Source organism: Streptomyces sp. NPDC036815, from assembly GCF_055609205.1.
In genome coordinates this window covers 175,524-195,828 of the sequence record NZ_JBVJPW010000014.1, presented here as the reverse complement: position 1 = coordinate 195,828, position 20,305 = coordinate 175,524, and the positions used below count along the sequence as shown (strand labels likewise).

General features: G+C 74.9%; 15 protein-coding genes. 7 read left to right on the top strand and 8 right to left on the bottom strand.

Translation table 11 applies throughout. The annotated features are described in order from the left end of the window. Window positions 1-94: 94 nt before the first annotated feature. The gene (locus ACZ69I_RS26555) at window positions 95-1,105 is read left to right on the top strand and encodes a MerR family transcriptional regulator (RefSeq protein WP_470835083.1); all 1,011 of its coding nucleotides are present in this window, start codon (window positions 95-97) and stop codon (window positions 1,103-1,105) included. Between the two features lie 359 nt (window positions 1,106-1,464). On the opposite strand, the gene ACZ69I_RS26550 is transcribed toward ACZ69I_RS26555, so the two are convergent. Further along, window positions 1,465-2,436 carry an anti-sigma factor RsbA family regulatory protein gene (locus ACZ69I_RS26550; RefSeq protein WP_470835082.1) on the bottom strand — a complete coding sequence of 324 codons (972 nt, stop codon included), beginning with the start codon at window positions 2,434-2,436 and terminating at the stop codon, window positions 1,465-1,467. Next, the gene (locus ACZ69I_RS26545; RefSeq protein ID WP_467673838.1) at window positions 2,433-3,215 is read right to left on the bottom strand and encodes an MEDS domain-containing protein; all 783 of its coding nucleotides are present in this window, start codon (window positions 3,213-3,215) and stop codon (window positions 2,433-2,435) included. The genes ACZ69I_RS26550 and ACZ69I_RS26545 overlap by 4 nt, the downstream gene beginning before the upstream one ends. A 519-nt stretch (window positions 3,216-3,734) precedes the next feature. Here ACZ69I_RS26545 and ACZ69I_RS26540 point away from each other — a divergent pair. The 6 genes from ACZ69I_RS26540 to ACZ69I_RS26515 all read left to right on the top strand — a co-directional run bounded on the left by ACZ69I_RS26540 (window position 3,735) and on the right by ACZ69I_RS26515 (window position 10,610). After that, window positions 3,735-5,585 carry a gamma-glutamyltransferase family protein gene (locus ACZ69I_RS26540; protein ID WP_470835081.1) on the top strand — a complete coding sequence of 617 codons (1,851 nt, stop codon included), beginning with the start codon at window positions 3,735-3,737 and terminating at the stop codon, window positions 5,583-5,585. Between the two features lie 94 nt (window positions 5,586-5,679). Continuing rightward, window positions 5,680-6,507, top strand: a complete 828-nt coding sequence (locus tag ACZ69I_RS26535; RefSeq protein ID WP_470835079.1) for an inositol monophosphatase family protein — start codon at window positions 5,680-5,682, stop codon at window positions 6,505-6,507. A gap of 91 nt (window positions 6,508-6,598) precedes the next feature. Beyond that, complete coding sequence (locus ACZ69I_RS26530; protein WP_470835105.1) at window positions 6,599-8,011, top strand: phytoene desaturase family protein; 1,413 nt, start codon at window positions 6,599-6,601, stop codon at window positions 8,009-8,011. Continuing rightward, on the top strand, window positions 8,008-8,532 hold the full coding sequence (locus tag ACZ69I_RS26525; RefSeq protein ID WP_470835078.1) for an O-acetyl-ADP-ribose deacetylase: 525 nt from the start codon (window positions 8,008-8,010) through the stop codon (window positions 8,530-8,532). Before ACZ69I_RS26530 ends, ACZ69I_RS26525 begins: the two co-directional genes overlap by 4 nt. Before the next feature lie 71 nt (window positions 8,533-8,603). Then, window positions 8,604-10,085: an AlkA N-terminal domain-containing protein gene (locus ACZ69I_RS26520; protein WP_470835076.1), complete on the top strand. Its 1,482-nt coding sequence runs from the start codon at window positions 8,604-8,606 to the stop codon at window positions 10,083-10,085. Between the two features lie 21 nt (window positions 10,086-10,106). After that, window positions 10,107-10,610, top strand: a complete 504-nt coding sequence (locus tag ACZ69I_RS26515) for a methylated-DNA--[protein]-cysteine S-methyltransferase (protein WP_470835074.1) — start codon at window positions 10,107-10,109, stop codon at window positions 10,608-10,610. A gap of 39 nt (window positions 10,611-10,649) precedes the next feature. On the opposite strand, the gene ACZ69I_RS26510 is transcribed toward ACZ69I_RS26515, so the two are convergent. The 6 genes from ACZ69I_RS26510 to ACZ69I_RS26485 are packed head-to-tail and all read right to left on the bottom strand — an operon-like array spanning window position 10,650 to window position 20,289. Further along, a complete protein-coding gene (locus ACZ69I_RS26510; protein WP_470835072.1) occupies window positions 10,650-11,150 on the bottom strand; it encodes an NUDIX domain-containing protein in 501 nt (166 codons plus the stop codon). A 27-nt stretch (window positions 11,151-11,177) separates the two neighbouring features. Then, window positions 11,178-14,957: an SAV_2336 N-terminal domain-related protein gene (locus ACZ69I_RS26505; RefSeq protein WP_470835071.1), complete on the bottom strand. Its 3,780-nt coding sequence runs from the start codon at window positions 14,955-14,957 to the stop codon at window positions 11,178-11,180. A gap of 3 nt (window positions 14,958-14,960) precedes the next feature. Next, window positions 14,961-15,938, bottom strand: a complete 978-nt coding sequence (locus ACZ69I_RS26500; protein WP_470835069.1) for an AAA family ATPase — start codon at window positions 15,936-15,938, stop codon at window positions 14,961-14,963. Beyond that, window positions 15,935-18,127 carry a VMAP-C domain-containing protein gene (locus ACZ69I_RS26495; protein WP_470835067.1) on the bottom strand — a complete coding sequence of 731 codons (2,193 nt, stop codon included), beginning with the start codon at window positions 18,125-18,127 and terminating at the stop codon, window positions 15,935-15,937. The genes ACZ69I_RS26500 and ACZ69I_RS26495 overlap by 4 nt, the downstream gene beginning before the upstream one ends. A 2-nt stretch (window positions 18,128-18,129) precedes the next feature. After that, window positions 18,130-18,516, bottom strand: coding sequence for a CU044_2847 family protein (locus ACZ69I_RS26490; RefSeq protein ID WP_470835065.1), 387 nt, complete (start codon window positions 18,514-18,516; stop codon window positions 18,130-18,132). A 48-nt stretch (window positions 18,517-18,564) separates the two neighbouring features. Next, window positions 18,565-20,289 (bottom strand): BCCT family transporter, encoded by a 1,725-nt coding sequence (locus tag ACZ69I_RS26485; RefSeq protein WP_470835064.1) that lies wholly within the window; start codon window positions 20,287-20,289, stop codon window positions 18,565-18,567. Between the last annotated feature and the right edge of the window lie 16 nt (window positions 20,290-20,305).

Sequence of the window (20,305 nt, the reverse complement as noted above, 5' to 3'; positions counted from 1 at the left end):
GCGCACTCCTCGTACGGGGCCGGAGCCGCCCCCAGAGTGGTGAGAGTCCGGGAACCCGGCAACTTGCAGCGCTTGTGCGTCGTATCGTCGCGGCATGGCTGCCACACACCAGTCGGAGTCCCCCCGGCCCGGCGGCGCCGAAGCCGCCCTGACCACGGGTTCCGTCGCCCGCAGACTGGGCGTCGCGCCCACCACGCTGCGCTCGTGGGAGCGGCGTTACGGCATCGGGCCCGTCCACCACGACCGCGGCAGGCACCGCCGCTGGACCCCCGAGGACGTGGGGCGGGTGGAGGAGATGTGCCGGCTGACCGCGCTCGGCGTGCCGCCCGCCGAGGCCGCGCGCCTGGCCCTCCTGCAGACACCGGCGAGCGCGCCCGCCGGAGCCGGGACTCCGCGGCCCCGGCACGGCGGCGACCCCGGCACGCTCTCGCTGGGCAGTGTCCGGCGGGAGTGCCGGGGGCTCGCGAAGGCGGCGGTGCGGCTCGACGCCCCCGCCGTCGAGTCCCAGCTGCGGACCGCGCTCGACGCGTACGGCTTCACGACGGGGTGGGAGGAGGTCATGGCCCCCGCCCTGCACGCCATCGGCCGCAAATGGGCGTCCTGCGGGGAGCGGTACGTGGAGGTCGAGCACCTCCTCTCCTGGCACGTCTCCTCCGCCCTGCGCCGGGCCCCGGGCACCGGCCCGGTCCACGCCCCGCAGCCCGCCACGGTGCCCGTCGCCCCGGTGCTGCTCACCTGCGTCCCCGGCGAGCAGCACACCCTCCCGCTGGAAGCCCTCACCGCGGTCCTCGGCGAACGGGGCCTGCCCACAAGGATGTTCGGCGCCGCGCTCCCCGCGGAGGCGCTGTACGAGGCGGTGCGGCGCATCGGCCCCTCGGCCGTCGTCCTCTGGGCGCACTCGCGGGGCACCGCCGACCGCGCCCTCGTGCACCTCGTCACGGAGAAGGAGTGGGGCGTACGAGGCGCCCGGGGACATCCGGCGGTGCTGATCGCGGGGCCCGGCTGGTCGACGGGGGCCGGGGCGGTGCCGTACGCGCCGGGCGTGGAGCGGCTGCTGGGGCTGCGGACGGGCGCGGACCGGATCGAGTCGCTCCTCGCGGGCTGAGACACCGGTGACCCGGGAGAGTGCCGCGCACTGGCCTGCCGATCATGTTCACGACGCGTCCCACCCTGCAAGGCGCCTTCGGCATGAAGTCGTGTCAGCGGGACCAGCCAGTGACTCAGGGTGTGGTCGGCGCCGACTCGGTCCGCACTGTGGTCCCGCCCCGCGGGCTGCGCCGGAGGCTCAGCCCGCCGCGTCGGATGCCTCGCAGGCGGACCACGGCTATCCGGTCACGTTCGGGATCACCGGCGCGCACGTACGACTCGCTGCTCACCGCCGATCAGCGGGAGACTGCCGTTCACCCCCACTGCGGGCCGCACCCCGCCGGAACAGCGCGACCCTCAGGCTGCGTGCGCGCCCGGTCAGCCGGTGAGTTCGGTGTGGAGACGGATCGTGGTGCCGGTATCGGGGGTGGAGCGGATCTCGACGAGGTCGCAGAGCTGGTGGGCAAGCCACAGGCCCCGGCCCCCGATCTGGGCGTTGTGCGGCTTGTACCGTCCTGCCAAGGGATCGGCGATGTAGCCGGCGTCGCGGAACTCGCACACCAGCCGGTGATCCTCGCTCCAGGTGCGCAACGTGCCGCGCCCGCCGCCGTGGCGGATGCTGTTGGTGGCGATCTCGGTGGCGGCCAGGAGCAGTTCGCGCAGTCGACGCTCGCCCAGGGCGAGCTGTTCGGCGCAGGCCGAGATCTTCATGCGCAGGGCGGGCAGGTCACCGCCGGTGTAGTCGAACTCCTCGTAGGGGTTGCACGGGTTGCTCTGCGGGGCGAAGTCGAACGGAGCCTGCGGGTCGTAGTCGGGGCACGGCGTGCTGTGTCCGCCCGAGCGGATGCGGGGGTGGCAGCGGGTGAGCTGCTCCAGGACGGCAGCTTCACCGGCGGCCGTGTCGTAGGGGCACAGCAGCCACCAGGCGGGGCCGTCCGCGAAGGCCCTGTTCAGCAGCCACTCGTGATAGCGGAGCTGTTCCGCCTGGGCCTGGCTGTGCACCTCGCTCCAGGGGGATTCACCGATTCCCCGTACGGGCCGGCCCTCCGCGACGTGCTCGGAGATCCACTCCTGCCAGGCCCCGATGAGCCGGCCCGGATGGTGCGCCACGGCGCTGGTGTCGACATAGCGCACCGTGCCCTTGTCGGGGACCTCGGAGCGCAGCAGAGCAGCCTTGTCCCCGGGGACCGCCACCACGACGGCTTCTCCGCCCTCCAGGGCTTCATGGATGAATCCGACGGCGCCCCGCAGGAACTCGTCTCGGCCCGCGTACGGGTGCAGCTCGTGCCGGTACCCGGCAGATGCGGCCGCGGCGGCGTCGGACTGTGAGGGGTGCGGGGGGAAGGTCACGGCGCCATCACCACCGGGATCGAGGGGACGGCGAATCCGGACAGTTCCCACGCGAGCCGCACCGTCTCGTTCGTGCCTTGCAAAACGACTTTGCGACCGGGCAGGTGCCGGGAGGCCCCGGCGAGGGCATCCATGGCGGCAGCGTCGAAGAACTCCAAGCCGTGGCAGGACAGGCGCACGGTCGCGCACTGTGCGAGCAGCGTGCGCAGGGTCGCCCCGAAAGCGCCGGCGCCTTCGGCGTCGATGACCCCGTTCACGGTCCAACCTTCCTCTCGCGTCCGGAACACCTGAAACGCAGGTGATGCCGGTCGGCTGCCCAGGTAGTGGGGGTGCACACACCTGACTTTTTCCAGTGTAGAAGCGTCCCACTCGGCGTCGCGGTAGGCGCAGACCACCAGAACGCCGCTGTCGGCGGCGAACTCTTCGAGGTCCAGCTCACTGCGCAGCAGCGCCTCGGGGCCCTCGGGCCACGCACCAGGGGTTACGTGGTGCAGTACGCGCAACGACCGGTACCCCTCCCGTCCGGCGCTCTCCGCCTCGCGGCGCACCGCGCCGATCAAGGAACCGTCCAGCTGCACAGGATCGAGTACCTTCTGAGCGAACTCGCCGGTCGCCTCGACGGCCCGGCCGACGATCATCACCTTGTCGCCGAACAGAGCCCCGTCCGCGACGAAGGCCCGGCTGCGGTCCAGGACATCGTCCGCCGGCCCCATCAGCTGGCAGACATGATCACCGATGCCGGCCTCGTCGAGTGTGGCCAGTGCACGCGCCGCTCTCACCCGTCCTCCCCTCACCTTGATGCGCCTCAGCCTACTGACACCGGCCCCCACCTGCGGCCAGACCTCGTACGCCCGGACGGTGACGTGACGTCCGCATGTCCGGGCGCAGGCGCGGGCCCGGCTCGCCGCAGCCTTCGCCCGACGCCAGGCACAGGAGGCGACCCGCGCCGCGATTCAGGCCGCCACGCTGGCGGGCCGGGCGAGCCCGCGCGCCCGCGTCACCTCCGAGCGCGCTATGGAAGGCCAGATCATCTGGGCGCGCCACCTGGCCTGCCTGGTCTCCGCATGGAACGCCGTGCGGTCCGACCCGGAGCCCCCGTACCGAACCCGAGGGACGGGTTCCACGTGCTGAGGCACACGTACGCATCCCTGGGAGGAAGGGGCGCAGGGCGATCGATAGCCTGCTGGGGGGCCGGGCGTAGGAGGGGTCCGGGCCAAACTCCCCGGATTCTCCCGAGGCCCGGTCCTGAGTGCTGAGCCGACCGTTCGACGCGCGTACACAACGAGGTCAGACCCTGTATGTTCACCACCCGCCCCACCCTCCAGGGCACCTTCGGCATGGTGTCGTCCACCCACTGGCTCGCCTCGCAGTCCGCGATGGCCGTACTGGAGGACGGCGGCAACGCCTTCGACGCCGCGGTCGCCGCCGGGTTCGTCCTGCACGTGGTCGAGCCGCATCTGAACGGGCCCGCCGGCGAGGTCCCGATCATCCTCGCGCCCGCCGGGGGCGACGTGCGTGTGCTCTGCGGGCAGGGGGGCGCGCCCGCCGGGGCCACCGTCGCCCACTACCGCTCCCTCGGCCTCGAACTGGTGCCCGGCACCGGCCCGCTCGCCGCCGCCGTGCCCGGCGCCTTCGACGCGTGGATGCTGCTCCTGCGGGACCACGGCACGAAGTCGCTCGCCGACGTCCTCTCGTACGCCATCGGGTACGCGGAGGAGGGGCACGCCCCCGTCGAGCGGGTCGGCGAGACCGTGGAGACGGTGCGGGAACTCTTCGAGCGGGAGTGGCCCTCGTCCGCCGAGGTCTACCTCCCCGGAGGCCGGTCCCCGCGCCCCGGCGAACTGTTCCGCAACCCCGCGCTCGCCGCGACCTGGCGGCGCCTGATCGCGGAGGCGGAGGCGAAGGCCGGTCAGGGCGCCGAAGGGGACGACCTGCGGATCGCCCGGATCGACGCGGCGCGCGAGGTGTGGCGCTCGGGGTTCATCGCCGACGCGCTCGTGCGGCAGGCGGGGCGGCCCACCATGGACACGAGCGGCGAGCGGCACACGGGAACGCTCAGTGCGCAGGACCTGAGCGGGTGGTCGGCGTCCTACGAGGACCCCGTCACGTACGACTGGAACGGCTGGACCCTGTGCAAGGCGGGTGCCTGGAGCCAGGGCCCCGCCTTCCTGCAGCAGTTCGCCCTGCTGCCGCGGACCGTCGAGGAGCTCCCCGCGTACGGGTCCGCCGACTACGTCCACCTCCTCGTCGAGGGCTGCAAGCTGGCCATGGCGGACCGGGAGGCCTGGTACGGGGACGCGGGGGAGGGCGGCGCGCGGAGCGTGCCGGTGCGGGAGCTGCTGTCGCAGGAGTACAACGCGTCGCGGCGGCGGCTCATCGGGGACACCGCCTCCTACCGGCTGCGGCCCGGGGCGCCCGGCGGGCGCGAGCCGAGGCTCTCCGCGCACGCCCTCGCGGTGGCCGCCGGGGAGACCGCGGGCCTGGACCGGGGGGCCGGTGCGGCGGCCGGGGCGGGGGAGCCGACCGTGGTCGCGGACGGGGGGACGCGCGGCGACACGTGCCACCTCGACGTCGTCGACCGGTGGGGGAACATGCTGTCCGCCACGCCCAGCGGAGGCTGGCTCCAGTCCAACCCCGTCGTGCCCGAGCTGGGGTTCCCGCTGGGCACGCGGCTCCAGATGGCCTGGCTGGAGGAGGGCCTGCCGAACTCGCTCGCGCCGGGCCGTCGCCCGCGGACGACCCTGACGCCGTCGCTGGCGCTGCGGGACGGCATACCGGTCCTTGCCTTCGGCACGCCGGGCGGCGACCAGCAGGACCAGTGGCAGGTGCACTTCTTCCTCGGGGTGGTGCTGCGGGACTCCGTCCGGGGCGGCCTCGACCTGCAGGGCGCGATCGACGCTCCGAACTGGCACACGGAGGCGTTCCCCGGCTCCTTCCACCCCCGTGACATGCGCCCCGGCAGCCTCACGGTGGAATCCCGGACGGCCCCCGAGGTGGTCGACGAACTGCGCCGCAGGGGCCACGACGTGACGGTGGGCGGCCCGTGGTCGGAGGGCCGCCTGTGCGCGGTGGCGCGGGACCCGCACAGCGGGGTGCTGTCGGCGGCGGCGAATCCTCGCGGGGCGCAGGGATACGCGGTGGGGCGGTAGCGGGCCGGATCGCGTGGAACCGAGTTCACGGGGGGTTCGGGCCCCGTTCACCGGGGCCGTACGGGATGTCAGTGCGGCGTGCTCTCATGGACGCATGATCGAAGACTTTCTGACGCACGGTGTACGCGACGTGGAGGAGGCCGTCCGCAAGGCCGCCGCGGCGGAGGTGACGCCCCGGTTCCGGCAGCTCGCCGAGGGTGACGTCGTGGAGAAGAGCGGCCCGCACGACATGGTGACCGTCGCCGACCGCCGCGCGGAGGAGCAACTGACCGCCGACCTCGCCGCGCTCCTGCCGGGCTCGGTCGTCGTGGGCGAGGAGGCGGTGCACGCCGACCCGTCGACGTACGAGGCGATACACGGCGACGCGCCCGTCTGGATCGTGGACCCGGTCGACGGGACGCGGCAGTTCGTCAACGGCGACCCGGGCTTCTGCATGCTCGTCGCCCTCGCGGTCGGCGGCGAGGTCCAGGCCTCGTGGACGTACGCGCCGGCCCTCGAGGAGTTCGCCGTGGCGGTCCGCGGCAAGGGCGCCTGGCTGAACGGTGAGCGGCTGACCGCCGGATCGCCCCCGGCCGGCGCCGACCTGGAGGTGGCCACCTCGCATCCGGACTTCACCACCGAGGACCAGAAGCGGGCCCTCCTGGGCCTCGCGGTGGAGGGTGTCCGTCCCCGGCCGTGCGGCTCGGCCGGTCTGGAGTACCTCGCCATAGCCAGGGGCGACCTCGACGCCGTCGCCTTCTCGTGGGAGCTGGCCTGGGACCACGCCGCCGGTCTGCTGCTCGTGGCCGAGGCGGGCGGCGCCGACCTGACGCTGACGGGGGAGCCGTTCCGCATCGGCGGCGGCAACACGCTGCCCTTCACCGCGGCCCGCGACGCGGCCACGGCCCGGCGCGTCGCCGGCCTGCTCTCCAGCGGCGCCTGAGACGGCCGGGGCCCGAGCATCGGCGCCGGTGGCCCGGCCTATCCTGGCGGCAGTGGCCATCGGCTGACGAAGGAGTCCGAAGGTGCCGTCGATGCTTGACGCCGTCGTGGTGGGGGCGGGACCCAACGGGCTGACCGCTGCCGTGGAGCTGGCCCGCCGGGGCTTCTCCGTGGCCGTCTTCGAGGCCAAGGACACGGTGGGGGGCGGCGCGCGCACCCGGGAGCTGACGCTGCCCGGATTCCGCCACGACCCCTGCTCGGCAGCCCACCCGCTGGGCATCAACTCCCCGGCGTTCCGCGCCATGCCCCTCGACCGGTACGGCCTCGAGTGGCTGCAGCCCCCGCTGCCCATGGCCCACCCCTTCCTCGACGGCACCGCCGCCGTGCTGTCCCGCTCCGTCGCCGAGACCGCCGCCTCGTTCGGGCCGCGCGACGCGGGGGCGTACCGAAGGCTGGTCGAGCCCTTCCTGCCCGCGTGGGACGCCCTGCTGCGGGACTTCATGGCGCTGCCGCTGAGCTCCCTGCCCAGGGACCCCGTGACGCTGGCCCGGTTCGGGCTCGTGGGGCTGCCGCCGTCGACATGGCTGATGCGCCGGTTCCGCGACGAGCGGGCCCGCGCCCTGTTCTCGGGCCTCGTCGCCCACGTCATCGCGCCGCTCGACGGCATCGTCACCGGTGGCGTCGGGCTGGTCTTCGCGCTGGCCGCGCACGCCCGGGGCTGGCCCGTCGCCCGGGGCGGCTCGCAGTCCATCTCCGACGCGCTCACCGCGTATCTGAAGGACCTCGGCGGTTCCGTCCACACGGACTTCGAGGTCAAGCGGCTCGACGACCTGCCGCCCGCCCGCGCCTACGTCTTCGACACCTCGCCGACCGCGCTCGCCAGGATCGCGGGGCTCGGCAGCGCCTATGCCGGATACCGGTACGGCGCCAGCGCCTTCAAGATCGACTATGCCCTCGACGGGCCCGTCCCCTGGGCCGCCGAGGAGGCGCGGAGAGCCGGAACGGTGCAGGTCGGCGCGGACAGCAAGGAGATCGGCGCCGCGCTGCACGCCGCCTCCCGGGAGGGCCGGGCGCCGGACGCGCCGTTCCTGATCACGGTGCAGCCCAGCGTCGTCGACCCCTCCCGCGCCCCGGCCGGCCGGCACGTCTTCTGGGCGTACGGCCACGTCCCGAACGGCTGGCAGGGCGACCTCACCGACGCGATCGAGCGGCAGCTGGAGCGCTTCGCCCCCGGCTTCCGCGACCGCGTCCTCGCCCGCGCCACGGCGGGCCCGCCCGAACTGGCCGCCCACAACGCCAACTACGTGGGCGGCGACATCGCCTGCGGCGCCGCGAGCGGCCTGCAACTGCTGCTCCGGCCCAAGATCTCCCTCTCCCCGTACACCACCCGGCACCCCGCGGTCTTCCTCTGCTCGTCCGCGACGCCCCCGGGCCCCGGAGTGCACGGCATGTCCGGGCACAATGCCGCGAAGGCCGTGTGGAAGAAGCTCAGGAGCCGGCCGTGACCGTCCGCATCACCCTGGTCCAGGGCGACCTCACACAGCAGCACGCCGACGCCGTCGTCAACGCCGCCAACTCCTCGCTGCTCGGCGGCGGAGGAGTCGACGGCGCCATCCACCGGCGCGGCGGCCCCGACATCCTCGCCGACTGCCGCAGGCTGCGCGCCTCCCACTACGGCAAGGGACTGCCCACCGGCCGCGCCGTCGCCACGACCGCGGGGCGCCTGGCCGCCGGGCACGTGATCCACACCGTCGGCCCGGTCTGGTCCGCCACCGAGGACCGCTCGGAGCTCCTCGCCTCCTGCCACCGCGAGTCGCTGCGCGTCGCCGCCGAGCTGGGCGCGCGTACGGTCGCGTTCCCCGCGATCTCCACCGGCGTCTACCGCTGGCCGCTCGACGACGCGGCCCGCATCGCCGTCCGGACGGTCCGGGAGTGCGCCGATCCCGCGCACTTCGACGAGGTGCGCTTCGTCCTCTTCGGCCAAGAGGCTTACGACGCGTTCGCCGCCGCGCTCGCCCGCGAGTAGGCCCGGCCGGCGCGACGTCGATGTCGGATTCTCGCCAGCCACGCGGGCCGGCAGCCGCGATCCTTGAGCACATGCACACCGACACAGAGCGCTGTGTACGCGCCGTACAGTCGAAGGACGCCCGCTTCGACGGCTGGTTCTTCACGGCAGTCGTCACCACCCGGATCTACTGCCGCCCCAGCTGCCCGGTCGTGCCCCCCAAGGCCGAGAACATGACGTTCTACCCCAGCGCCGCCGCCTGCCAGCAGGCCGGTTTCCGGGCCTGCAAGCGGTGCAGGCCGGACAGCAGCCCCGGCTCGCCCCAGTGGAACCAGCGCGCCGACCTCGTGGCCCGCGCCATGCGCCTCATCGACGACGGCGTGGTCGACCGCGAGGGCGTGCCCGGCCTCGCGGACCGCCTCGGGTACAGCACCCGGCAGGTCGAGCGGCAGCTGCTCGCGGAGCTCGGCGCCGGGCCGCTCGCGCTCGCCCGCGCCCAGCGCGCGCAGACCGCGCGGCTGCTCATCGAGACCAGCGCGCTGCCCATGGCCGAGATCGCCTTCGCCGCCGGGTTCTCCTCGATCCGCACCTTCAACGACACGGTGCGGGAGGTCTTCGCCCTCGCCCCCGGGGAGCTGCGGGCCCGCGCCCCGAAGCGGGCAGGCGCCGCGCCGGCCACGGCCGCGGGCGGCGTCCTCTCGTTGCGCCTGCCGTTCCGCGCCCCCCTCAACCCCGACAACCTCTTCGGACACCTCGTCGCCACCGCGGTGCCCGGCGTCGAGGAGTGGCGGGACGGCGCGTACCGCAGAACCCTGAACCTCCCCTACGGGCACGGCGTCGTCGCCCTCACCTCGCACCCCGGCCACATCGGCTGCCGGCTCGCCCTCACCGACCTGCGCGACCTGACCATCGCGATCAGCCGCTGCCGCCGCATGCTCGACCTGGACGCCGATCCGGCCGCCGTCGACGGTCAGTTGCGGGCTGACCCGCTGCTCGCGCCGCTCGTCGACAAGGCGCCGGGGCGGCGCGTGCCCCGCACCGTCGACGAGGCCGAGTTCGCCGTACGCGCCGTCCTCGGCCAGCAGGTGTCCACGGCCGCCGCCCGAACCCACGCCGCCCGCCTGGTCACCGCGCACGGGACGCCGGTCGAGGACCCCGAGGGCGGCCTCACGCACCTGTTCCCCACGCCCGCGCAGCTCGCCGCGCTGGACCCCGGGTCGCTCGCCCTGCCGCGCAGCCGCCGTGCCACCCTGACCACGCTCGTTGACCGGCTCGCCGACGGCGACCTGCGCCTCGGCGTGGAGAGCGACTGGGACGAGGCCCGCGCACGGCTCACCGAGCTCCCCGGGTTCGGCCCCTGGACGGTCGAGGTCATCGCGATGCGGGCGCTCGGCGACCCCGACGCGTTCCTCCCCTCCGACCTCGGTGTGCGCCGGGCCGCACGGGGGCTGGGCCTGCCGCACACCCCGGCCGCGCTCACCGCGCGGGCCGCGGCCTGGCGGCCCTGGCGGGCGTACGCGGTCCAGTACCTGTGGGCCACCGACGTCCACCCCATCAACTCCATCCCGGCCTGAGGGACAACGAGGACCACGCTCATGGAACGTCAGCACACCCACGTCGACAGCCCCTACGGGACGCTCACCCTCGTCGCCACCGACGGCGTCCTCAGCGGTCTCTACATGACCGACCAGCGCCACCGCCCGCCCGAGGAGGACTTCGGGCACCGCGATCCGGCCCCGCTCGACGAAGTGACCAGCCAGTTGGCGGCCTACTTCGCCGGGGAGCTGACGGAGTTCGACGTGCCGCTGCGGCTCGACGGCACCCCGTTCCAGCGCACCGTCTGGCGCGAACTCCAGCAGATCCCCTACGGCGAGACCCGTACGTACGGCGAACTCGCCGGCATCCTCGGCAAGCCGGGCGCCTCCCGCGCCGTCGGCCTCGCCAACGGCAAGAACCCGATCGGCGTCATCGTGCCCTGCCACCGCGTCATCGGCGCCAACGGCAGCCTGACGGGCTACGGCGGCGGGCTCGACCGCAAGCAGCGGCTGCTGGCCTTCGAGGGCGGGGCGGTGGGCGGCGGCGCGGACGTCCTGTTCTGAGACCCGCCCGGCCGACGTGCCGGTGCCACGAGGGCCGGTTCAGCCGACCCGGTGCCCGTCCTCGAGCTCCACGGGCCCGCCGCCCCGCGCCAGCACGTCGAGCGCGACGGAGACCCGGCGCCCCAGCGAGCCGGACAGGTGCTCCGCGAGGTCGGCGGGTTCCACCAGACGCCAGGAGAGCAGCTCCTCCTCCTGCAGCCTGATCGACTTCAGCTGGTCGGTGCCGAGCACACCGCCGTCGTACAAGTAGGCCACCAGCGGCGGCCGTTCGCGTACCGGCCCCGGCGGCACCCAGTCGACCACGAGCAGCGGGCCGAGCGCGACGTCGAGTCCCACTTCCTCGAGGGTCTCCCTGCGCGCCCCCTGCCGCGGACTCTCCCCGTCGTCCGACTCGACGGTGCCGCCCGGCAGCGCCCAGCCCTCGCGGTAGTTGGGCTCGACGAGCAGCACGCGGCCCGCGGCGTCGCGGAAGAGCGCGGCGGCTCCGACGAGGACGCGGGGGAGGCCGGCGATGTACGTGGCGTAGTCCTGGAGGGTCACGGGGAAAGGGTAGCCGGGGCGGCTCCGTCAGCCCGCGGGCCGTTCCAGTTCGGCCCGCACGCGCCGGGTCGCGACGGTGTCCGGGTGGTCGGGGCCCAGAGTGAGCTCGCGCTCCTCCAGGACGGAGCGGGCGACGTCGAGGGCCTTGGAGGTGTGACCCGCCCCGCCGAGCGCGACGGCCAGTTCGTGGCCGCTCGCGAGGGTGCTCGGGTGCCGGGCGCCGAGGGCGAGTCCACGGCCGCTCCGGGCCAGGCGCGCCTCGTCCACCGCCTCGTCGTAGCGCCCCAGGGCGATGAGGGCGACGGCCAGGTTGTGGCGGCAGAGCAGGGCGTCGGGGTGGGCGGCGCCCCGGACGTCCACCCAGCGGCCGAGCACGGTGCGGTAGATCGCCCGTGCCTCGTCGTGGCGCCCCATGCGGCAGAGCACGAAGGCGCACTGCTGGCGCGCGGTCAGGGTGTCGACGTGCTCCGCGCCGAGCACGGTCCCGCGCCGTGCCGCGCAGTCCGAGAAGGAGGCGAGCGCTTCCGGCAGGAGATCCAGCGTGAGCTGGAGGTGGCCGATCTCGTAGCGGGTGGCGAGCAGGTGGGGGTGGTCGGGGCCCAGGTGCCGGTAGTGGTCGGCGTCCAGCCGCTCCAGCCAGTTCAGCGCCTCCTGGTGGTGGCCCTTGCGGCCGTGTGCCACGGCGGCGTGGAGCTCGTCGGCGAGGAAGGCCTCGTGCGGGACGCGGCGGGGGAGCGGGAGCCGGAAGGGAACGCCGGACGGGGGCGCGCCCGAGTGGTGGAGGACGGAGGCCCCGCCGGTGAGGTCGATGCGGAAGTCGAAGTCGACCGGGCCTCTCGTGGCGCCCTCCAGGAGGAGCAGGTGGATGCCCAGGTCTTCGAGCCAGCTCAGCCTGCCCGGCAGGGCCTGCGGTGTGAGGACCACGATCAGGCTGGTCAGCCGGGGGCGCGGGCGGCCCGCCTCGCGCGCGGCGGTGAGCAGTGTTCGACGGCGGCCGCGCTCGGCCTCCAGGGCCAGTTCCAGGGAGCGGGGGTCGTCGCCCGTCACGACGTGGGGCAGCGCGGTCGCCGTCGTCGTCCGCAGGTACCGCTCCGTCGAGTCGAGCAGGTGGAACTGCACCGCTGCCGGGGAGTGCTGTCCGGCCAGATCGCGGACGATCTTGTCGAGGACGGTGGAGCAGTCCTCGGGCGTGCCCCGCAGGACGCCGTGCGGGCCCATGGCGCGGAAGTCGAGGACGACGTCGGCGCCCTGCGCGTCGCGGCCGATGGCCACGGCGAGGCGGTCCCCGGCCGCGCCGTGCGACGCGAGGTCGCGTACGTACGTGTCGATGAACGCCTCGAAGTGGGCGGCCACTTCGGCCGCGGTGGGCCGCCGGTCGAGCAGCGGGGAGCCGCAGCGCCGCAGGATGCCGGTCAGGGACCGGGGGACGGCCTCGCCCGCGGCTTGGAGGAGGACGAGTCCCAGCTTGGAGACGTCGTGGGCGGCGCCGTCACCGTGCTCCTGCGCGCGCCAGCCGGTGACGCACACGTCGTCCGGCGTGAGCAGCACCCTTCGCGGCGCCAGGTCGCCGTGGTGGATGCCCAGCGCATGGGCGTCCGCGAGCACCTCGGCGACCGCATGGGCGAGCCGGGCGAAGCGCAGGAGGTGGTCGGGGTGGGACGCGTCCGGGAGCGGCCCGTCGAGGTGCTGAAGCGGACGGCCGTCGTCCGACAGCTGGAGCTCGGTCGCCAGCCAGGACGGCGTAGGCGCGGGGTCCACGCCGAGGAGACGCGGCACCCGTCCGCCGTCCAGGAGGCGCAGGGCCTCGGCCTGGCCCGCCAGGGAGAGGCGGCGCACGGAACCGGGGCGGGTGAGCCGGACCGCCGCGACCTCCCCCTCCGCGGTCCGCCCGAGGAACACCCCGCTGCTGCTCCTGGCGCTGCTGTGCCGGGCGAACAGGCGCCAGGGGCCCGCCCGTCGGGCGTTCCCCGGGGTCAGCGACCACCACGCCGAGCCCGGCGCGTCGACGTACGGCGGCATCGCCGGATCCACGGGCGGTACGTGCACCGTTCTCGGCGCGCCCACCCCCAGCCGCCGCATCAGCCGCTCGTCCACCCACCCGAACGGCCGCGCCCCGTCCCCGCCCCGCTCGGCCCCCTCGGGATGGGCGAGCCAGGCGGGAAAGTCGGCCGAGCGGCCCGCCAGTTCGGCCAGCCGGGACGTCACCGCCCGTCCGGTACCCAGGAGGTCACGGACCGGCGCGGTGCCGAGGAGGATCTCGCGGGCCTCGGCCGTGACGTCGTAACTCCGGTGCCGAGGAGCGAGATCGACGGCGCCGTCGCAGCGCCGGAACAGGCCGCTCAGGAACACCTCCGCCAGATGGCCGGTCGTCACGCCGGGCCCGAGCACGTCCTGCACGAGGCGCATCACCGGCACGGACACCGGGGCGACGGCGGCGAGATGGGCGGCGAGACGGTACGACTCCGGGGACGCCGTGTCCCGGAACCGCAGGATGTCCTCGCCCGCGTCCGGGGCGACGGGTGCCCGCGGTGCCATGTCGAAGGGCGCCGTCAGGAGCGGGAGGACCGCGCTCGCACCGGGGGAGGCGACGAGGCCCGCCCACGCGCCGACCGCTCCCGGTTCGGGCGCGAGCACCGGGACCGGCACCCCGTCGAACGCCGTGAGGCCCGCGGGCAGCACCGGATCGGCCACGTCCCAGGTGAGGTTGGGGGCGCCGCGGCGCCGGGTGGTGACCTGCCAGCGTTCGGCACGGATGCCGGAGCCGTCCCACAGGTGCGGGGGCAGCGCGTGCAGCACGGCTGTCGGCCCGTACCGTCCCCACTGCTTCAGGAGCTCCCGCATCCGGCCGTCCCGCCAGGCCGCGCCGACGCCGTCGCTGAGGACGAGGATCAGGGTGTTGCCGCCGGGGCCGGTCACGGTGGCGGGCGGCAGCACGGCGGTGCCGGGCGTGAAGGGGCGGCGGCCGAGCAGCGGTGCGCCCGGGGTGCGGGTGTCCAGGCCGTGCACGCGTACGTCACGGAAGGCGCCGCTGCGCTCCAGGAGCAGCCGGGTCTCCGTGACGAGCCGCTGCCAGAGCAGCATGGAGGCGCCGTCGTCCACGAGCAGCGTCAGATCGAGCCACCGCGCGCGGGCGGGGCGCAGCACGGCGTCGGTGAGGCCGCTGTGGGCGGTCGCATCGGCGGTGGCCGTCTCGTCGAGCTCCCACCGGCGCGGGTCGGCGACGGTCTGCTTCAACGGGCGCAGCGCACGGCCCAGTTGCAGCTGCCGGGAGCCGAGGGCCCGGGTCTCGGGGGTACGCACGGGACGCACGGGGACGGTGCGGTGGGGCGGGGTGCGGCCGGGGGCGGTGCCGCCGTAGAGGGGCGCGTCACCGGTCGGCTGCCGCAGGCGCGGGGGCCGGGCCGAGCGGGGCGCGACGCCGTCATCGGGCCCGTCGGCCACCCGTGGTTCCTCCCCTGTCGGCGGAGCCTGACTCCCGTCCGCCTCCCCGTCCGAACGGAGCTCTCCGGGCCACGCGGGCTTCGGCGCCCCCTGGGTCTCCGCGGCCGGGGGCTGCCACCCGTCGCCGTCGCCGTACGCCTGCCCGCCCTGTGTCATCGTCCCCGCGGCCCGGGCAAGGGACGTCGACGCCCCCTCGGGCAGCCGCCCCGCCAGCCACAGCGCGTCGAGCAGCTCCTCCCGGGTGAGCTCCACGCCGCTCGCCGCGAACGCCCCGAGCACCCGGCGCAGCCCCTCGGGCCGCCCCCGGACGGCGGACCCCTCCGTCAGCCGCCTGAGCCGGTCCACGTCGAGGTGCTCGGACCCCACCCCCTACACCGCCCCGCCGAGCCGGTGCAGGACGGCGTCGAGCAGCGCGCCCGGCGGCAGGTCGAGGCCGCCCTTGCGCAGGAACACGGCGTTCAGGAGCTGGTCCGTGGCCAGTTCGCCGGGGGCGCGGCGGCCCAGGAGGGCGTGCAGGAGGTCGTCGACGCCGTCGAGCGCCGCGTCGCCGAGGTGCGCCCCGACGATCTCGCGCAGCCGCTGCTCGTCCGGCTCCGCGAGGTCCAGACGCACGCAGCGGCGCAGGAAGGCGGGCGGGAACTCGCGCTCGCCGTTGCTGGTGATGACCACCACGGGGAACTCGGAGCAGCGCACCCGGCCCCGCGTCACCGGCGCCCGCACCTGGGGGTCGGCCGTCAGGACGTCGACGCGCGACTGGTCCTCGGGCAGCCTGGCCAGTTCCGGGATCTCGAACTCGCCCTCCTCGAAGACCGTGAGGAGGTCGTTGGGCAGGTCGACGTCGCCCTTGTCGAGCTCGTCGACGAGCAGGACGCGCGGGCGCTCGCCGGGGACCATGGCGGTGCCGAGCGGGCCGAGCCGTACGTACGAGCCGATGTCGGGGCCGCGCTCGGGCCGCTCCGCGACGTGCGCGCCGGAGCCGGCCTCGCGGCGCAGGTTGGACTCCCGCAGGCGGCCGATCGCGTCGTAGCCGTAGAGGGCGTCGCGCAGTGTGGAGCGGCTGTTGACCGGCCAGGTCAGGACCCGGCCGAGCGCCAGCTCGTGGGCGACGGCGTGCGCCAGGGACGACTTGCCGGTGCCGGGGTGGCCGGTGACCAGGAGCGGACGGCGCAGCAGCAGCGCGGCGTTGACGACCTCCGACTCGTCGGGGCCGATCAGGTAGGGGCGAGGCCGGGGTGCGCCGTCCGCCGGGGCGAAGCGGCGCCACGGCGGCGCCTCCGGGAAGTCGACGCGCCGTGTCTCGCCGTCCCCGCGGAAGAGCCGCCAGTCGCCTTGCTGGGGTGCCGTCATGAACTGCGTACTCCTTCGTCGGAATGCGGGCGCGGGGCGTCGGGGTCGGTCAGCGTCGGCTCGCGGTCGGCGCCCGCGAGGCCCTGCCACGTGACGTCCTCCCATACGAGGGAGGGGCGGGCGAGGCCCGCGGGGTCCGGCAGCGCGGCCGCCCGGTACCGGTGCACCCGGAAGGGCAGGTCGTGCAGCAGGCCGGTGGGCGCCAGGGGTTCGAGGCGGTGGGCGTGGTCGTGGCCCTCGGCCCCGCGGTCCCAGAGCACCACGGGGACGCCGAGGGCCAGACAGAGGTCGAGCAGCTGGGCGCGGAGCGCGGGCGGGCCGTGCAGGACGACCTGGTTGGCGTCGCGGTGGGTGGAGCCGAGCAGCGCGGCGACCTGCCGCCCGTCCGCGCAGCTCGGATCGATGACCAGGGCCCTGCCGTGTCCGTCGCCCCAGCGGCGGCGGTGCTCCGTCTCGCGCCGCGGCACCCGGCGGCTCATCTCCGGACAGCGCAGCACGAGCGGGAACGACGCGCCGAGCGGCAGGCTGGGCACGAATTCGTTGGGGCTGCCCGCGTCCCATTCGTCGACGGGCAGCTGGAGCCCGGCGCGGTCGACCTCGATGTCGACGGCGGGCAGTCCGTCGCCGGACCGCTCGGCGCCCTCGCGGATCACCGCGCCCACCTGCCCGGGCGTCAGGGGCGTGTCCCCCGCGGGCGTCTCCAGGCGGCGCACCGTGCCGTCCGCGTGCTGCTGCCAGAGCCGGCAGCGGAAGCGCTCGGCCCGCTCCGTGCCCTCGCCCTCCGGCTCCGTCCGGGTGAGCCGCGCGAGCAGCCGGATCACCACGGGCGGCCGGTTGTCCGTCCAGTGCGCGGCGTCCGCCCTGCGCTGGTCGCGGGCCGCCGGATGCACGCCGAGGCGGGCGCAGACCCGCTCGCTCCAGCCGCACAGCGCGTCGCGGACCGGGCCGCCCGCGGCCGCCGCGATGAACTCGACGAGGTGCACGAGCGCGGGGACGCGCGAGGTCCCCGCAGGGACGCCGCCGCCGTCCTGGTACTCCTCCAGCTCGGTGATGACCTGCCCGAGCGCCGCCACCGGCAGCCACGCGGTGCACAGGGCCGGGGGCAGCGGCGTGTAGCGCAGCGCCTCCCGGGCCGCGCGGGCCGGCAGGGTCGGATCGGTCAGGACGACCTGTTCGAGCCGGTGTGCCAGGAAGGCGTACTCACCGAGGGAGAGCAGCCCCGCCGCCTCGACCGCGCGGCCGGTGCCGAGCAGGGCGGTGAGCTGTTCGGGGCGTACGCCGTAGGGGCCCGCGGTCAGCAGGGACTCGCTGAGCGTCGGCAGGGCGCGGTGGTGGGTGAGCAGTACGGCGGCCAGCTCCTCGGCCGTGGGCGCCGTCCCGTCCTTCGGTACCACGAGGCCGAGTTCGGCCGCGAGCCGCCGCGCGTGCTCGGCGCGCACCGCGGGGTCCGGCAGCAACGACCGCAGCAGTGCGGGCAGTTCGGCGCCGGGCGCGTCCTCGGGCGGGGTGGCGGGCAGAGTGCGGCAGTCGGCCACGACGTCGCCCGCCCCGGCCGCGTACAGCTGATCGCACAGGGTCTGCCAGGGCAGCGCCCAGACGCGCCGCAGCGTGTCGGCGGCCCGCGCGGGGGCGTCGGAGCCGCCGAGCCTGCCGACGACGAGCCCGGCCGCGCTGTCGCCCGCGTCGGTCCACAGCGGCCCGCCGCTGAAGCCGGGGCCGATCGCGGCGCCCGACAACTGCCCGTCCAGATAGCCCACTCTGCCGTCGAGCAGCTTCAGCACCGTGTCCGCGAAGGTGATCGGCTCCCCGCAGCCGTGCCAGGCCCGCAGCGACTGGCCCTCCGCCATCTCCGTCCACACGACGGGGCGGGCGCCGGCCGGCGCGGGCTCGGCGAGGAGCAGCACGCACAGGTCGCCCTGCCAGGCGACGGCGTCGTGCCGGGGCGGCACCCACACCTCCACCTGCGCCTTGATCCGCACCGCGCGCCGGTCGAAGCCGACTTCGAGGACCTCGTCGGAGGGTCTCGCGGCGCTCATCGGGGGCAGCCCGAGCGCTTCGTTGACCACGTGCGCGCAGGTGAGCACGCGGCCGGGGGAGAGCAGCGCGGCCGCGCCGACCGCGGCGTCGCCGTGCCGCCCGAGGACGGCGACGACCGGCGGCGGACCGTCCGCCCGCCGGAACCAGCCCACGGCTACGACCCGGAGGCGCCACCGGCGCCGGGGTCCTCCGTACGCCGCCAGGTCGCCGACACGGTCATCGTGGCGGTCCCCTTCAGCCCGACGATGCCGAGCTTGAGGTCCTTGCCCACCTCGATGCCGAACTCGACCGTGAACTCCTCGGGCGGCCGCTGCGCCCCGGACACCGACGCGTGCACCTCGTCGAGGAGCGGCCCGAGCGGGCGCAGGGTCGCCCGCAGCGCGTCCGCGGCGAGCGCGGCGGCGCGGCCGCCACCGCTGGACACGGGCCCGGGCGTCCCGAACTCCGGTGGCAGCGCCCCGGGTTCGGGCCGCCGCCCCACATCGGCGAGCTCGACGCGCAGCGCGGCTCCCGCCAGGTCGAGTTCCAGGTACTCAGGCATGGGTTCATTGTGCGGCCAACCGGCCCGCGTGTGCCGCCGGTTCGCCGGTTACTCCCCGTCCCGGCTGCGGGACCTGACGATCCGTCGGAGCCGGTGGTGCCGGTCCGGACCCTGCTCGGTCATCGCGTCGCCGACCATCGTGCGCACCGCGTCCCGCAGCCCGTGCAGCGCCTGGGCGCGCGAGGGGCCCGCGCCCGGGTCCTCGCGCAGCTCCTTGAGGAGCGCCCAGCACAGCGTCAGCATCACCACGACGAACGGCAGCGCCACGAGGATCGTCGCGCTCTGCAGGGAGTTCAGGCCGCCGGCGACCAGGAGGACCGCCGCCACCGCCGCCATCAGGACCCCCCAGACGACGACCAGCCAGGTGGGCGGGTGCAGCGAGCCGCGGCTGCTGAGCGAGCCCATCACCAGGGACGCGGAGTCGGCGCTGGTGACGAAGTACGTCATGACGAGGATCATCGCGACCCACGAGGTGAGGGTGCCGAGCGGCAGCGCGTCCAGCATCGCGAAGAGCGAGGCCTCCGCGCCCTCCTCCACCTTCGCCGCCATGTCCGCCCTGCCGGTCGCGTCGAGCCGGATGCCCGTGCCGCCCATCACGCAGAACCACACGACGGTGGCGCCGCTCGGCACGAGGAGCACGCCGATGAGGAACTCGCGGATCGTGCGGCCGTGCGAGATGCGGGCGATGAACGTGCCGACGAAGGGCGCCCAGGACAGCCACCACGCCCAGTAGAAGATCGTCCAGGTGCCGAGCCAGGTGCTGTCGGTGAACGCGCCGGTGCGCGAGGCCATCGGGAGCAGCTGGTGCAGATAGCCGCCGACGCTCGCGGGGATCGCGTCGAGGACGTAGACGGTCGGCCCGAGGACGAACACGAACAGCATCAGGCAGGCGGCGAGCACGATGTTGAGCGTGCTGAGCCACTTCACGCCCTTGTGCACGCCGGAGAACGCCGAGACCACGAAGGCGCCGCCGAGCGACACGATGATGATCAGCTGGAGGGCGGTCGAGTCCGCCACCCCCGTCGTGAGGTTGAGCCCCGTGGCGACCTGGAGCGCGCCGACGCCGAGGCTGGTCGCCGTGCCGAAGACGGTCGCGAAGACCGCGAGCAGGTCGATGAGGCGGCCGGGCCAGCCGGCTGCCCGCCGGGCCCCGATGAGCGGCACGAAGACGGAGCTGAGGCGGTTGCCGCGGCCTTTGCGGAAGCCCGCGTAGGCGAGGGCGAGACCGGCGATGCCGTAGATCGCCCAGGGCGTGAGCGTCCAGTGGAAGAAGGAGTACTCCAGGGCGGTGCGGGCCGCCGCGCCGGTGCGGGGCCCGACGCCGGAGGACGGGGGAGGGTTCAGGTAGTGGGTCAGGGGCTCCCCGACGCCGTAGAACATCAGGCCGATCCCCATGCCCGCACTGAACATCATCGCGATCCACGCGAGGTTGGTGAACTCCGGCCGGGAGTCGTCCTTGCCGAGCCGGATCCGGCCGAAGCGGCTGAGCGCGAGGCCCACGCACAGGACGAGGAAGACGTCGGCGGCGATCACGAAGAGCCAGGCGAAGTTGGACAGGACCCAGCCGAGCGCGGTGTCCGACGCGTGCTCGAAGGAGTCCTTGCCGAGCGCGGCCCAGGCGACCACCGCGAGCACGGCCGCGACGCCGATGCCGACGACCACGAAGTCCGGGCTGCCGTCCGGGGGCGAGCCGCCCGCGGGGTCCCGGTCGGGCGACGGAGGGTCCGGCGGGCCCTCGTCGGGGAGGGGCTGATCGATCATTTCCGTGCTCATGGCGCACCACTATGGT

Coding starts and splice junctions, on each gene's coding strand:
- ACZ69I_RS26490 (WP_470835065.1), bottom strand. CDS start 18,516: ATGCCTGAGTACCTGGAACTCGACCTGGCGGGAGCCGCGCTGCGCGTC.
- ACZ69I_RS26520 (WP_470835076.1), top strand. CDS start 8,604: ATGCACACCGACACAGAGCGCTGTGTACGCGCCGTACAGTCGAAGGAC.
- ACZ69I_RS26485 (WP_470835064.1), bottom strand. CDS start 20,289: ATGAGCACGGAAATGATCGATCAGCCCCTCCCCGACGAGGGCCCGCCG.
- ACZ69I_RS26555 (WP_470835083.1), top strand. CDS start 95: ATGGCTGCCACACACCAGTCGGAGTCCCCCCGGCCCGGCGGCGCCGAA.
- ACZ69I_RS26540 (WP_470835081.1), top strand. CDS start 3,735: ATGTTCACCACCCGCCCCACCCTCCAGGGCACCTTCGGCATGGTGTCG.
- ACZ69I_RS26535 (WP_470835079.1), top strand. CDS start 5,680: ATGATCGAAGACTTTCTGACGCACGGTGTACGCGACGTGGAGGAGGCC.
- ACZ69I_RS26500 (WP_470835069.1), bottom strand. CDS start 15,938: ATGACGGCACCCCAGCAAGGCGACTGGCGGCTCTTCCGCGGGGACGGC.
- ACZ69I_RS26515 (WP_470835074.1), top strand. CDS start 10,107: ATGGAACGTCAGCACACCCACGTCGACAGCCCCTACGGGACGCTCACC.
- ACZ69I_RS26530 (WP_470835105.1), top strand. CDS start 6,599: ATGCTTGACGCCGTCGTGGTGGGGGCGGGACCCAACGGGCTGACCGCT.